Origin of the sequence: Catenuloplanes atrovinosus (assembly GCF_031458235.1) — a bacterium.
Taxonomy (GTDB): domain Bacteria; phylum Actinomycetota; class Actinomycetes; order Mycobacteriales; family Micromonosporaceae; genus Catenuloplanes; species Catenuloplanes atrovinosus.
In genome coordinates this window covers 6997835-7012618 of sequence record NZ_JAVDYB010000001.1, presented here as the reverse complement: position 1 = coordinate 7012618, position 14784 = coordinate 6997835, and the positions used below count along the sequence as shown (strand labels likewise).

Sequence of the window (14784 nt, the reverse complement as noted above, 5' to 3'; positions counted from 1 at the left end):
AAGAGGAAGGACCGCCGACATGGCGAAGCTCAGCACCGACGAGCTGCTCGACGCGTTCAAGGAGATGACGCTGATCGAGCTCTCCGAGTTCGTGAAGCAGTTCGAGGAGACCTTCGACGTGACCGCCGCCGCGCCGGTCGCGATCGCCGGCCCGGCCGGCCCGGCCGCCGTTGCGGACGCCCCGGAGGAGAAGGACGAGTTCGACGTCGTCCTCGAGGCCGACGGTGGCAAGAAGATCCAGGTCATCAAGGTCGTGCGCGAGCTGACCGGCCTGGGCCTGAAGGAGGCCAAGGACGTCGTCGAGAGCGCGCCGAAGGCCATCCTGGAGAAGGTCAACAAGGAGACGGCCGAGAAGGCCAAGACCAAGCTCGAGGGCGAAGGCGCCAAGGTCTCCCTCAAGTAATCGCGTCTTCACGCACTGAAAGGCGGGTGTCCCGAAGGGGGCACCCGCCTTTTCGTATGCCGGGCTCACATTTAGGATTGGCCGTCCCTCCCCTCAACGAAGGGTTGTCAGGTGCGCCCGGTGCCGACACTTTCCGTCGTCGTTCCGATCTACAACGAGGAAGAAGTCCTCCCTTCCTTCGCAGAGCGACTCCGGCCGGTCCTCGACGGGCTCGGCGAGACATATGAGGTCGTGGCCGTCGACGACGGAAGCCGCGACGCGACTCCGCTGGTGCTGGCCGGCATGCAGCGGAGCTGGCCCGAGCTGCGGGTCATCCGGCTCAGCCGCAACTGCGGCCACCAGGGCGCGCTGACCGCGGGCCTGCACCGCGCGCACGGCGCCTACGTGGCGAGCATCGACGCGGACCTGCAGGACCCGCCGGAGACGCTGGCCGAGATGCTGCGCCTGGCGCAGTCCGAGCAGCTCGACATCGTGTACGGCGTGCGTACCGACCGGACCACCGACACGCCGTTCAAGCGGTGGACCGCGGGCGCCTACTACAACCTGATGCGCCGCGTGGTCGGGCGGAACGTGCCGTCCCAGGCCGGCGACTTCCGCCTGCTCAGCCGCGCCACGGTCGACGTGCTCCGGCAACTCCCGGAGAACCGGCCGGTCTACCGGCTCCTGGTGCCGTGGACCGGCCTGCCGAGCGGCGAGGTCACCTACGTGCGGGAGAAGCGCGCGGCCGGCGAGTCGAAGTACCCGCTGTCCAAGATGATCCGCCTGGCCGTGGACAGCATCACCGGCTTCACCGCGGCCCCGCTGCGGCTGGCGACCTGGCTGGGCCTGCTCGGCATGGCCGCGTGCGCGCTGCTGGCCGTCTTCGCGTTCGTGGCGTACCTGAACGGCAGCGTGGTGCCGGGCTGGTCGTCGCTCATCGTCATCACGGTGTTCCTCGGCGCGCTCCAGCTGCTCTGCCTGGGCCTGCTCGGTGAGTACGTGGCACGGATCTACGTCTCGGCGCAGGGCCGGCCGAACTACTTCGTGGGGTACGACTCGGCCGAGGACGCCGAGCGTGACGAGAGTCACGGTGCGGCCGTGCCGGCACCCCCGATCGTGCCGCGTCAGGCCGAGGCCGAGCGGTTCGTTCCGGCCCCCTGACGCCCCGTCCCGCGGCGGTACGGCAGGTCGGCCGTACCGCCGCTGGAAACGTCTGGATCGGCGACCGTCCGATTGCGGACTGTATTAAGTGATCACTGAACGACCCGATTCTCGGGGCGGATTGACCGAATTGTGGCTTTAGCGGCCCGTTTCGCGCGGCTCGCGTCGATCACGGACCTCCGACCCGCCACGCAACCCTTGACGTGGGCTGTGGGGGCAGGCACGCTAAACGGCAGCAAGACCTTCCGCGCTTGCGACGGCCCCGACCCGGGTAATACCGGGGGCGAACCGACAGAGTCACGCCGCGTTCCGAGCGGCCCGGCGAGCACCGATCAGGTGCGCCCGGCCTGTTCCGCGACGACCTGTGGTGGGGGGCTGGACAGCGGTTAGCCGTGCGGCTACACTGCTAGTTTGCGCTGCCTTCTCACTACAGCCCTGCCCTGGAATGCTCAGACCGGTCATTCCACCCATGCGGGGTCAGTTGGGGTGCGCGCATAACGGCCGTTTTGCAGCACCGGTCCTCGGAAGGACGCATCTTGGCAGCTTCCCGCCCTGCGAAGACCAGTCGTACGTCGAGCGCTTTCGCTCCCCGCCGAATCTCCTTCGGCAGGATCACCGAGCATCTTGAGGTTCCGAACCTCCTGGCAATCCAGAACGAGTCGTTCGACTGGCTTGTCGGCAACGAAGCTTGGCAGAACCGATCGGCTGACGACCCGAACGCACGTTCGGGCCTTGCGGAGATTCTCGACGAGATCAGTCCCATCGAGGACTTCTCCGGCACCATGTCCCTTTCCTTCTCCGCCCCGCGCTTCGACGAGGTCAAGGCCTCGATCGAGGAGTGCAAGGAGAAGGACCTGACCTACTGTGCCCCGCTGTTCGTGACCGCGGAGTTCACCAACAACACCACTGGCGAGATCAAGAGCCAGACGGTCTTCATGGGTGACTTCCCGATGATGACCCCCAAGGGCACGTTCATCATCAACGGCACCGAGCGCGTCGTGGTCAGCCAGCTGGTCCGCTCGCCCGGCGTCTACTTCGACAAGCAGCCGGACAAGACGTCCGACCGCGATCTCTCCAGCGTCAAGGTGATCCCGAGCCGGGGTGCCTGGCTGGAGTTCGACATCGACAAGCGCGACACCGTGGGTGTCCGCATCGACCGCAAGCGCCGGCAGGCCGTCACCGTCCTGCTCAAGGCGATCGGGTGGTCCGCCGACCAGATCCGGGAGAAGTTCGGCTGGTCCGAGCTGCTCATGACGACGCTGGAGAAGGACCACATCGCCGGGCAGGACGAGGCCCTGCTCGACATCTACCGCAAGCTCCGTCCCGGCGAGCCGCCGACCCGGGAGAACGCGCAGACCCTGCTCGACAACCTCTTCTTCAACCCGAAGAGGTACGACGTGGCAAAGGTCGGCCGTTACAAGTTCAACAAGAAGCTCGAGATCGACGTCCCGATCACCACCGGCGTCCTGACCGAGGACGACATCGTCGCCACCGTGGAGTACCTCGCTCGCCTGCACGCGGGTGAGGAGGGCTACGAGGCCGACGACATCGACCACTTCGGCAACCGTCGGCTGCGTACGGTGGGCGAGCTCATCCAGAACCAGGTCCGCGTGGGCCTGTCCCGGATGGAGCGCGTCGTCCGCGAGCGGATGACCACGCAGGACGTCGAGGCGATCACGCCGCAGACCCTGATCAACATCCGTCCCGTCGTGGCGGCGATCAAGGAGTTCTTCGGTACGTCGCAGCTGTCCCAGTTCATGGACCAGACCAACCCCCTGGCGGGTCTGACCCACCGCCGGCGCCTCTCCGCGCTGGGCCCGGGTGGTCTGTCCCGTGAGCGGGCCGGCTTCGAGGTCCGTGACGTGCACCCGTCCCACTACGGCCGGATGTGCCCGATCGAGACGCCGGAGGGCCCGAACATCGGCCTGATCGGCGCGCTCTCCACGTTCGCGCGGGTCAACCCGTTCGGCTTCATCGAGACGCCGTACCGGAAGGTCGTCGACGGCCGGGTCACCGACGAGATCGACTACCTGACGGCCGACGAGGAGGACCGGTTCGTCAAGGCGCAGGCCAACGCGCCGCTGTCGAGCGACGGCACCTTCGCGGAGGACCGCGTCCTGGTCCGCCGGAAGGGTGGTGAGATCGACTACGTGGCCGGCACCGCCGTCGACTACATGGACGTCTCGCCGCGGCAGATGACCTCGGTCGCCACCGCGATGATCCCGTTCCTCGAGCACGACGACGCGAACCGCGCGCTCATGGGCGCGAACATGCAGCGTCAGGCCGTGCCGCTGGTCAAGGCCGAGGCGCCGCTGGTCGGCACCGGCATGGAGTACCGTGCCGCGGTCGACGCCGGCGACGTGGTCGTGGCCGAGGTCGGCGGTCTGGTCGAGGACCTCTGCGCCGACTACATCACGGTCCACCAGGACGACGGTCACCGTCGCACCTACCTGCTGCACAAGTTCCGCCGCTCGAACGCCGGCTCCTGCGTCAACCAGAAGCCGACCGTGTTCGAGGGTGACCGGGTCGAGGCCGGCCAGGTCATCGCGGACGGCCCGTGCACCGACGAGGGCGAGATGGCCCTCGGCCGGAACCTCCTGGTCGCGTTCATGACCTGGGAGGGCCACAACTACGAGGACGCGATCATCCTGTCGCAGCGCCTCGTGCAGCAGGACGTGCTCACCTCGATCCACATCGAGGAGCACGAGGTCGACGCGCGGGACACCAAGCTCGGCCCGGAGGAGATCACCCGCGACATCCCGAACGTCAGCGAGGAGATGCTGGCGGACCTGGACGAGCGGGGCATCATCCGGATCGGCGCCGAGGTCGTCCCCGGCGACATCCTGGTCGGCAAGGTCACGCCGAAGGGCGAGACCGAGCTGACCCCGGAGGAGCGGCTGCTCCGCGCGATCTTCGGTGAGAAGGCCCGGGAGGTCCGGGACACCTCGCTGAAGGTGCCGCACGGCGAGACCGGCACGGTCATCGGCGTCCGGACGTTCTCGCGTGAGGACGGCGACGAGCTGCCCCCGGGAGTGAACGAGCTGGTCCGGGTCTACGTGGCCCAGAAGCGCAAGATCCAGGACGGTGACAAGCTCGCGGGCCGGCACGGCAACAAGGGCGTCATCTCCAAGATCCTGCCGGTCGAGGACATGCCGTTCCTGGAGGACGGCACGCCGGTCGACATCGTGCTCAACCCGCTGGGCGTGCCCTCGCGTATGAACATCGGCCAGGTCCTGGAGACCCACCTCGGGTGGGTGGCCAAGACCGGCTGGAACATCGAGGGTGACGACACCGAGTGGAAGCGCCAGCTCCGCTCGATCGACGCGCACATCAGCGAGCCGGACACGAACGTGGCGACGCCGGTCTTCGACGGCGCGCGGGAGGACGAGATCCACGGTCTCCTCGCGAGCACGCTGCCGAACCGGGACGGCGTCCAGCTGATCGGCAGCTCGGGCAAGGCGCAGCTGTTCGACGGCCGCTCGGGCGAGCCGCTGCCGGACCCGATCTCGGTCGGCTACATCTACATCCTGAAGCTGAACCACCTGGTCGACGACAAGATCCACGCTCGCTCGACCGGTCCGTACTCGATGATCACGCAGCAGCCGCTGGGTGGTAAGGCGCAGTTCGGTGGTCAGCGCTTCGGTGAGATGGAGTGCTGGGCCATGCAGGCCTACGGGGCGGCGTACGCCCTGCAGGAGCTGCTGACGATCAAGTCCGACGACGTGCTGGGCCGCGTGAAGGTCTACGAGGCCATCGTCAAGGGCGAGAACATCCCGGAGCCGGGTATCCCCGAGTCCTTCAAGGTGCTCCTCAAGGAGCTGCAGTCGCTGTGCCTGAACGTCGAGGTGCTCAGCAGCGACGGTGTGGCCCTGGAGATGCGCGAGACGGACGACGAGGTGTTCCGCGCTGCGGAGGAGCTGGGCATCGACCTGTCGCGGCGCGAGCCGAGCAGCGTCGAGGAAGTCTGAGGTTCCAGGTCCGGGGCGTCGCGAGGCGCCCCGGGCCTGACTCCTGGAGCCCACTAGCTTTCAGACACGACACGAGGGATATATAACGTGCTCGACGTCAACTTCTTCGACGAGCTCCGCATCGGGCTGGCCACCGCCGACGACATCCGGCAGTGGTCGCACGGTGAGGTCAAGAAGCCTGAGACGATCAACTACCGCACCCTGAAGCCCGAGAAGGACGGACTCTTCTGCGAGAAGATCTTCGGCCCGCAGCGGGACTGGGAGTGCTACTGCGGAAAGTACAAGCGGGTCCGGTTCAAGGGCATCATCTGTGAGCGCTGCGGCGTCGAGGTGACCCGCTCCAAGGTCCGCCGTGAGCGCATGGGCCACATCGAGCTCGCCGCCTCGGTGACCCACATCTGGTACTTCAAGGGCGTCCCGAGCCGACTCGGCTACCTGCTGGACCTGGCGCCGAAGGACCTCGAAAAGATCATTTACTTCGCGTCGTACGTCGTGACGAGCGTCGACACCGAGGCGCGCCACCGCGACCTCTCGACGATCGAGAACGAGATCTTCGCGGAGAAGCGCCAGTCGGAGAACAGCCGCGACTCGGAGATCGAGAAGCGGGCCGCCAAGCTCGAGCAGGACCTGGCCGAGCTGGAGGCCGAGGGCGCCAAGGCCGACGTGCGCCGCAAGGTCAAGGAGTCCGGCGAGCGCGAGATGCGCCAGATCCGCGACCGCGCGCAGCGCGAGATCGACCGGCTGGACGAGGTGCTCGACACCTTCCGCAAGCTCGACAAGAAGCAGCTGGTCACGGACGAGCTGCTCTACCGCGAGCTGCGCGACCGGTTCGGCGAGTACTTCACCGGCGGCATGGGCGCCGAGGCGATCAAGGCGCTGCTGGAGGGCCTCGACCTCGACGCCGAGGCGGAGAACCTGCGCGAGATCATCCGCTCCGGCAAGGGCCAGCGGAAGATCCGGGCGCTCAAGCGGCTCAAGGTCGTGGCGGCGTTCCTGAACACGCGCAACTCGCCGCTCGGCATGGTGCTGGACTGCGTGCCGGTCATCCCGCCGGACCTGCGCCCGATGGTGCAGCTGGACGGTGGCCGCTTCGCGACCTCCGACCTGAACGACCTGTACCGCCGCGTGATCAACCGGAACAACCGGCTCAAGCGCCTGATCGACCTGGGCGCCCCGGAGATCATCGTCAACAACGAGAAGCGGATGCTGCAGGAGGCCGTCGACGCGCTGTTCGACAACGGCCGCCGCGGCCGGCCGGTCACCGGCCCGGGTAACCGCCCGCTGAAGTCGCTGTCCGACATGCTCAAGGGCAAGCAGGGCCGGTTCCGGCAGAACCTGCTCGGCAAGCGCGTGGACTACTCCGGCCGTTCCGTCATCGTCGTGGGCCCGCAGCTCAAGCTGCACCAGTGCGGCCTGCCCCGCATGATGGCGCTGGAGCTGTTCAAGCCGTTCGTGATGAAGCGCCTGGTCGACCTGAACCACGCGCAGAACATCAAGTCGGCCAAGCGCATGGTCGAGCGTCAGCGCCCGGTCGTGTGGGACGTGCTGGACGAGGTCATCACGGAGCACCCGGTCCTGCTGAACCGTGCTCCCACGCTGCACCGTCTCGGCATCCAGGCCTTCGAGCCGCGGCTGGTCGAGGGCAAGGCGATCCAGATCCACCCGCTCGTCTGCACCGCGTTCAACGCGGACTTCGACGGTGACCAGATGGCGGTGCACGTGCCGCTGTCCGCCGAGGCCCAGGCCGAGGCGCGGATCCTGATGCTGTCCTCGAACAACATCCTCAAGCCGTCCGACGGCAAGCCGGTCACCATGCCGACCCAGGACATGGTCATCGGTCTGTACCACCTGAGCCACCTCACGCCGGACGCCAAGGGCGCCGGCCGGGTGTTCAGCTCGGACGCCGAGGCGCGGATGGCGTACGACAACGGCGAGCTGCACCTGCAGGCACCGGTCAAGATCCGTCTGCGCGGCGTGGTGAGCGTGGACAACGGGCCGAAGTCGGACCGGTGGGTCGCGCCGGAGGAGTGGACCGAGGGCGAGCCGCTGCTGGTCGACACCACGCTGGGCCGCGTGCTCTTCAACGAGACGCTCCCGGTGGGGTACCGCTACGTCAACTACGAGATCCGCAAGGGTCAGCTTTCCGCGATCGTCAACGACCTCGCCGAGCGCTTCCCGAAGGTGACGCTGGCGGCGACGCTGGACGCGCTCAAGGAGTCCGGTTTCCACTGGGCGACCTGGTCCGGCGTGACCATCGGCATGGGCGACGTCGTCGCGCCGCCCGGCAAGCCGGCGATCCTGGAGCGGTACGAGAAGGAGGCCGCGCAGATCGACAAGCAGTACCAGCGTGGTCTCATGACCGCCGAGGAGCGCCGCGGCGAGCTGATCGAGATCTGGACCAAGGCGACCAACGAGGTCGCCAAGGAGATGGACACCGCGCTGCCGCAGGACAACCCGCTGTGGAAGATGATCAACTCGGGTGCCCGCGGTAACCTGCTCCAGCTCCGTCAGATTGCGGCGATCCGTGGTCTGGTGGCCAACCCGAAGGGCGAGATCATCCCGCGGCCGATCAAGGCCTCGTACCGGGAGGGTCTGTCCGTGCTGGAGTACTTCATCTCCACGCACGGTGCCCGCAAGGGTCTCGCGGACACCGCCCTGCGTACCGCCGACTCGGGTTACCTGACCCGTCGTCTGGTGGACGTCTCGCAGGACGTGATCATCCGCGAGGAGGACTGCGGCACCGAGCGCGCCATCCCGATGCAGGTGCTGGAGCGCGACGCGGCCGGCAACCTGCAGATCCACGAGCACGCGGAGACCGGCGTCCACGCCCGGACGCTGGCCGACACGATCACCGGGCCGGACGGCGAGGTGGTCGCGGAGCGCGGCACCGACATCAACTCGATCCTGGTCGACAAGCTGCACGCGGCCGGCGTCGAGAACGTGCGGGTCCGGTCCGTGCTGACCTGCGAGTCCAAGCTGGGCGTCTGCGCGGCCTGCTACGGCCGTTCGCTGCCGACCGGCAAGACCGTGGACGTCGGCGAGGCGGTCGGCATCATCGCGGCCCAGTCCATCGGTGAGCCGGGTACGCAGCTGACGATGCGTACCTTCCACACCGGTGGTGTCGCGGGTGAGGACATCACCCAGGGCCTGCCTCGTGTCCAGGAGATCTTCGAGGCGCGCGTGCCCAAGGGCAAGGCGCCGATCGCGGACACTCCCGGTCGCGTCCGGATCGAGGACGGCGAGCGGGTCCGGAAGATCATCGTGGTACCGGACGACGGCAGCGACGAGATCGTCTACGACAAGATCTCGAAGCGCTCGAAGCTGCGGTACCAGGACGGCGAGCACGTGCAGGTCGGCGAGAAGCTCACCGAGGGCACCATCGACCCGCATGAGCTGCTCCGCATCCTCGGCCCGCGCGCGGTCCAGGTCCACCTGACCCAGGAGGTCCAGGAGGTCTACCGCTCGCAGGGTGTGCTGATCCACGACAAGCACATCGAGATCATCATTCGCCAGATGCTCAAGCGGGTCACCGTCATCGACTCGGGCTCCACCGAGTTCCTGCCGGGCCTGCTGGTCGACCGCGCGCTCTTCGAGTCGGAGAACCGCCGCCTGGTCGCCGAGGGCGGGGAGCCGGCCGCCGGCCGTCCCCAGCTCATGGGCATCACGAAGGCGTCGCTGGCCACGGACTCGTGGCTGTCGGCGGCCTCCTTCCAGGAGACGACCCGCGTCCTCACCGACGCGGCGATCAACTCGCGCAGCGACTCGCTCGTGGGCCTGAAGGAGAACGTGATCATCGGTAAGCTCATCCCGGCCGGTACCGGTATCTCCAAGTACCGCAACGTCCGGGTGGAGCCGACCGAGGAGGCGAAGGCCAAGGTCTACTCGATGACCGGATACCCGGAGACCGACTACGGCTTCGGACCGGCCAGCGGGCAGGCCGTGCCGCTCGACGACTTCGACTTCGGGTCGTACCGCTGAGCTAGCTGATCGAAACGCCGTCGAGGGCGGGGACGCGATGCGTCCCCGCCCTCGGTGTGTTCCGGGGTCCGCGAGGGATGATTGGATGAGCGAGCGCGCGAGCGAATCCATCGACTCGGTGCCGCTCGCCGTGGATCCGCGGCGATGGAGGATTGGTAGGCAGCCATGAGTCTTCCTCAGGCGGTCGTGGTCGGGCCGGGGCGGCATCCGCTCGATCCGGAGCCGGTGCGCTCGACCAAGGCGCCGACCGTGTTCGCGCTCGGGCTGATCGCACTGTTCACCGGGCCGCTGGTGGGCGGGCTGGTGCCGGCCACGATCGCGCTGCTGCTGGCCCGGCAGGCGGGGCGCGAGGCGTACGCGTCCGGCGGTTACCTGACCGGCGGGGCCTGGATCCGCCGCGGCGTGGCGCTCGCCTGGATCGGCATCGCGCTCGCCGCCGGCGCGCTGGTCGGGGCGCTGGTCGTCGGGATCTTCAACTACGCCAACGCGCCGCTGCAGGACTTCGCGCCCGGCATCGACTGACACGGGCGCGCTCCGCTGTGCCATGCTCGGCGGGCGCCCTCGACGCACGCGAGGCCTCGCGGTGCCGCGGGGACAGTGGGAGGAGAACACAGGCGTGACCGAACAGCCGCAGCACGGGAGTGCCGACTCCGTGTGGCAGCGACCGCCGGACGGGTCCGAGCCGCCCGCGTCCTCATCGGAGGCGCCCGGGACGGTGGCCCCCGCGGCGGCCGGGCCGGCACCGGTCTCGCCGGATCCGAACCCGCATCCCGCCCCGGCTCCGGCGCACGCCCCGGCTCCGGCGCACGCCCCGGCTCCGATGGTCCCGGCGCCGGTGCTTCCGGCGGGACCGGGTCCCGGTGGGTGGGCGGCGCCCGCGGCGATGCCGGGCGGGATGCTGCGACCGGCGTCACCGGCGGCCTATCCGGGGTACCCCGGTGGCGCGCCGATGCCGCACCCGGGGTATCCGTATCCGGGCTACCCGGGTCAGCCGGTCGCGTATCCCGGCCACGGCGGCGTCCCCGCCGGGTATCCGGGCTATGGCGGGCCGCCCGTGGCGTACCCGGGATATCCGGCCCACCCCGGGTACCCGGCCGCGATGCCGCAGCCGGCCTACCCGGGGTACGCGCCGGGGATGGCCGGGCCGGCGCTCTCGCCGTACCCCCCGATGGGTTCCTATGGTCCTGGTGTTCCGCCGCCGCCGCGCGAGGGCTGGGGGAGCGCGGAGCGGGTGGAGCCGGTGGCCGAGACGCCGTTCGCGGTGGTGCACCTGGAGGTGCCCGCGGTGGTCTCCGGTCTGGCGATCGGGTCGGTGGTGACCGGCGCCGTGGCGCTGCTGGTGTCGTTCGCCGTGGTGTGCTTCGGGCTGCTCGGCGCGGAGAGCGGCTGGGGCGGTCTGGTCGGCGGCGCGTTCGCGTTGCTGTCGGTGATCGCGGGAGCCGGCGCGGTGGTGCAGGGCGTGGGCGCGCTGCGTCAGGTGCGGCGGCCGGCCGAGGCGTCGTCGATCCGGTTCAGCGGCCGCGGCCTGGCGATCACCGGGCTGTCGCTCGGCGGCGGAGGTGCCGCGGTGGCGCTGCTCTCACTGCTGGTCGTCGTGGTCCTCGGCCTGTCGTAGGTGCTTGCCCCGCGGCGCACGGGCATGTAGGGAGTCAGTGAATGGCGTCCCTGGGGACCGGGTACACTTGCTGTTGCAGAGTGGTTCGTCGCTGAAGGTGCCAGCATCAGATACTTCCGGGTTCTGGTGTGCGGGCTGAGGCCGGAGATCCGTTGGGGGTCGTGTAGTGGGGAGATAGCTCTCCTTACCGTCCGGTTTTGACCAGCGCCCTCACGGTGGGTACTCTTTCCCTTCGTGCCCGGGCTAGCCCGGGCAACTTGTGCGTGCGCCGTTCGATCCGGATCTCAACCATCACGGTCAGCGATGCGCACCACGACAATGGCAGACCACGCGCGAGTCTTCACCGCGCGACCGTAGCGCCGGGCGACACGCCCGACCGCGGGGGTCGAGAGGCCTACTCCCAGCAGGCCCCCCGATCGGTAGTACCAGGCAAGACCGGCGCAGCCGGGTAGGTAAGACAGAGGGTTCGGCCGCCACAGGGGCGGCCGCCACGGAAGTTACGGGCCGATGCATACGGCCCGGATAGGACAGGGAGCGGAGTACCCGGTGCCCACGATCCAGCAGCTGGTCCGCAAGGGCCGCCAGGCGAAGACGAGTAAGACCAAGACGCCGGCGCTGAAGGGGAGTCCCCAGCGTCGCGGAGTCTGCACGCGCGTCTACACCACCACCCCGAAGAAGCCCAACTCGGCGCTGCGCAAGGTCGCTCGTGTCAAGCTCAGCAGCCAGATCGAGGTGACCGCGTACATCCCCGGTGTGGGTCACAACCTGCAGGAGCACTCGATCGTGCTCGTGCGTGGCGGCCGTGTGAAGGACCTGCCCGGCGTTCGCTACAAGATCATTCGCGGTTCGCTCGACACCCAGGGTGTGCGTAACCGCAAGCAGGCGCGCAGCCGCTACGGCGCGAAGAAGGAGAAGAGCTGACATGCCGCGTAAGGGCCCCGCTCCCCGCCGGCCGCTGACGCCGGACCCGGTTTACAACTCCCCGCTCGTCACGCAGCTGGTCAACAAGATCCTTGCCGATGGCAAGCGTCAGCTCGCCGAGCGCATCGTCTACGGCGCCCTCGAGGGCTGCCGGGAGAAGACCGGCACCGACCCGGTCGTCACGCTCAAGCGCGCGATGGACAACGTCAAGCCGACCCTCGAGGTCCGCAGCCGCCGCGTCGGTGGCGCGACCTACCAGGTGCCGGTCGAGGTCCGTCCGGCCCGCGCGCTCACGCTGGGCCTGCGCTGGCTGACCACGTACTCCAAGGCCCGCCGCGAGAAGACCATGATCGAGCGGCTGCAGAACGAGCTGCTCGACGCGAGCAACGGCCTCGGTGCCGCCGTCAAGCGGCGCGAGGACACGCACAAGATGGCCGAGTCCAACAAGGCCTTCGCGCACTACCGCTGGTAATCCAGCCGCCCGGCGCCGGTCACGGCCGGCCGCCGGGCACACCGCTGGGTCATCCGGCGCAACCGTCATCCGGTGCCGACCGGGTGATTCAGCAACCCGACGAGACGACGAAGTAGGGATTACAGTGGCCGCCGCAGACGCGCTCGCCAACGTACGCAACATCGGCATCATGGCGCACATCGATGCCGGTAAGACCACGACTACTGAGCGAATCCTCTTCTACACCGGTATCACGTACAAGATCGGTGAGGTCCACGATGGCGCGGCCACCATGGACTGGATGGAGCAGGAGCAGGAGCGTGGCATCACCATCACCTCCGCCGCCACGAAGTGCGAGTGGAAGGGCCACACGATCCAGATCATCGACACGCCCGGCCACGTCGACTTCACGGTCGAGGTCGAGCGGTCGCTGCGCGTCCTGGACGGCGCCGTGGCGGTCTACGACGGCGTCGCCGGCGTAGAGCCGCAGACGGAGAACGTCTGGCGGCAGGCCGACAAGTACAACGTCCCGCGGATGTGCTTCGTCAACAAGCTCGACCGGACCGGCGCGGACTTCTACCGCTGCGTGCAGATGATGAAGGACCGGCTCAACGCCACCACCCTCGTCCTGCAGATCCCGATCGGCAACGAGTCGGACTTCATCGGCGTCGTGGACCTGATCACCATGAAGGCTCTCACCTGGCGTGGTGAGACCCAGAAGGGTGAGGACTACGCGATCGAGGAGATCCCGGCCGACCTGCAGGCGGACGCCGAGACCTGGCGCTCGCTGCTTCTCGAGACGCTCGCCGAGAACGACGACGCGATCATGGAGAAGTACCTGGAGGGCGAGGAGCTCTCGGTCGAGGAGATCAAGGCCGGCATCCGCCGCGCCACGATCTCCGGCAAGGCGAACCCGGTGCTCACCGGTTCGGCGTTCAAGAACAAGGGCGTGCAGCCCATGCTCGACGCCGTGGTGGACTACCTGCCGTCGCCGCTGGACATCCCGGCCATCGAGGGCACCAAGACCGACGGCGAGACCCCGCTGTCGCGCAAGCCCGACAAGAACGAGCCCTTCTCCGGCCTGGCCTTCAAGATCCAGACCGACAAGCACCTGGGCAAGCTCACGTACGTGCGCGTCTACTCCGGCACGCTCGACTCCGGTTCGCAGGTGGTCAACTCCACCAAGGACCGCAAGGAGCGGATCGGCAAGATCTACCAGATGCACGCGAACAAGCGTGAGGAGCGCCCCCAGGCGCAGGCCGGCGACATCATCGCCGTGCAGGGTCTGAAGCAGACCACCACCGGTGACACCCTGTCCGACCCGGCGAACCCGGTCATCCTCGAGTCGATGACGTTCCCGGAGCCGGTCATCTCGGTGGCGATCGAGCCGAAGACCAAGTCCGACCAGGAGAAGCTCGGCACCGCGATCCAGCGCCTGGCCGAGGAGGACCCGACCTTCCGCGTCCGCAATGACGAGGAGACGGGCCAGACGGTCATCTCCGGCATGGGCGAGCTCCACCTGGACATCCTGGTGGACCGCATGCGCCGTGAGTTCAACGTCGAGGCGAACGTCGGCAAGCCGCAGGTGGCGTACCGCGAGACCATCCGCCGCAAGGTGGAGAAGGTCGAGTTCACGCACAAGAAGCAGACCGGTGGTTCGGGTCAGTACGCCCGCGTCATCGTCAGCCTCGAGCCGCTGCCGCTGGACAACGACGCCGCGACGTACGAGTTCGTCAACGCGGTCACCGGTGGTCGCATCCCGAAGGAGTTCATCCCTTCGGTCGACGCCGGTGCACAGGACGCCATGCAGTACGGCATCCTCGCGGGCTACCCGCTGGTCGGCGTCAAGCTGACGCTGGTCGACGGCCAGTACCACGAGGTCGACTCGTCCGAGATGGCGTTCAAGATCGCCGGCTCGATGGCGCTGAAGGAGGCCGCCCGCAAGGCGGACCCGGCGCTGCTCGAGCCGATGATGGCCGTTGAGGTCACCACTCCTGAGGAGAACATGGGTGACGTCATCGGTGACCTCAACTCCCGCCGCGGCATCATCCAGGCCATGGAGGAGCGGAGTGGCGCTCGCGTCGTCCGCGCCCAGGTGCCGCTGTCGGAGATGTTCGGCTACGTCGGCGACCTGCGGTCGAAGACCCAGGGCCGGGCGAGCTACAGCATGCAGTTCGACTCCTACGCCGAGGTCCCCGCGTCCGTGGCCAAGGAGATCATCGCCAAGGCGACCGGGGAGTAGTTCCACCCCGGGCCCGTCTCGGCGGGCTGTGTGAGACCTGGCCTGACGGCCGAAGCGGCCTCAAAG

9 protein-coding genes are annotated in these 14784 nt (G+C 68.3%); all 9 read left to right on the top strand.

The genetic code is table 11. The annotated features are described in order from the left end of the window. Nucleotides 1-19: 19 nt before the first annotated feature. The 9 genes from rplL to fusA all read left to right on the top strand — a co-directional run bounded on the left by rplL (nt 20) and on the right by fusA (nt 14718). Nucleotides 20-403 carry a 50S ribosomal protein L7/L12 gene (gene rplL / locus J2S41_RS31220; RefSeq protein WP_310373307.1) on the top strand — a complete coding sequence of 128 codons (384 nt, stop codon included), beginning with the start codon at nt 20-22 and terminating at the stop codon, nt 401-403. Nucleotides 404-523: 120 nt separating this feature from the next. Then, a complete protein-coding gene (locus J2S41_RS31215; RefSeq protein WP_310373305.1) occupies nt 524-1543 on the top strand; it encodes a glycosyltransferase family 2 protein in 1020 nt (339 codons plus the stop codon). 536 nt (nt 1544-2079) lie between these two features. Next, the gene (gene rpoB / locus J2S41_RS31210) at nt 2080-5511 is read left to right on the top strand and encodes a DNA-directed RNA polymerase subunit beta (RefSeq protein WP_310373304.1); all 3432 of its coding nucleotides are present in this window, start codon (nt 2080-2082) and stop codon (nt 5509-5511) included. Nucleotides 5512-5598: 87 nt separating this feature from the next. Then, nucleotides 5599-9489: a DNA-directed RNA polymerase subunit beta' gene (locus J2S41_RS31205; RefSeq protein WP_310373302.1), complete on the top strand. Its 3891-nt coding sequence runs from the start codon at nt 5599-5601 to the stop codon at nt 9487-9489. 165 nt (nt 9490-9654) lie between these two features. Beyond that, nucleotides 9655-10011 (top strand): hypothetical protein, encoded by a 357-nt coding sequence (locus J2S41_RS31200; RefSeq protein ID WP_310373300.1) that lies wholly within the window; start codon nt 9655-9657, stop codon nt 10009-10011. 427 nt (nt 10012-10438) lie between these two features. Further along, a complete protein-coding gene (locus tag J2S41_RS31195; RefSeq protein WP_310373299.1) occupies nt 10439-11104 on the top strand; it encodes a phage holin family protein in 666 nt (221 codons plus the stop codon). Nucleotides 11105-11650: 546 nt separating this feature from the next. Continuing rightward, nucleotides 11651-12025 (top strand): 30S ribosomal protein S12, encoded by a 375-nt coding sequence (rpsL, locus tag J2S41_RS31190; RefSeq protein ID WP_033342866.1) that lies wholly within the window; start codon nt 11651-11653, stop codon nt 12023-12025. Nucleotide 12026: 1 nt separating this feature from the next. Next, a complete protein-coding gene (gene rpsG / locus J2S41_RS31185) occupies nt 12027-12497 on the top strand; it encodes a 30S ribosomal protein S7 (protein WP_310373297.1) in 471 nt (156 codons plus the stop codon). Between the two features lie 124 nt (nt 12498-12621). Beyond that, nucleotides 12622-14718, top strand: a complete 2097-nt coding sequence (fusA, locus tag J2S41_RS31180; protein WP_310373295.1) for an elongation factor G — start codon at nt 12622-12624, stop codon at nt 14716-14718. Nucleotides 14719-14784: the final 66 nt, after the last annotated feature.

Excerpts from the sequence above, each read along its gene's own strand:
- rplL (WP_310373307.1), top strand. The coding sequence starts at position 20 with ATGGCGAAGCTCAGCACCGACGAGCTGCTCGACGCGTTCAAGGAGATG.
- J2S41_RS31195 (WP_310373299.1), top strand. The coding sequence starts at position 10,439 with ATGCCGCACCCGGGGTATCCGTATCCGGGCTACCCGGGTCAGCCGGTC.
- J2S41_RS31200 (WP_310373300.1), top strand. The coding sequence starts at position 9,655 with ATGAGTCTTCCTCAGGCGGTCGTGGTCGGGCCGGGGCGGCATCCGCTC.
- rpsG (WP_310373297.1), top strand. The coding sequence starts at position 12,027 with ATGCCGCGTAAGGGCCCCGCTCCCCGCCGGCCGCTGACGCCGGACCCG.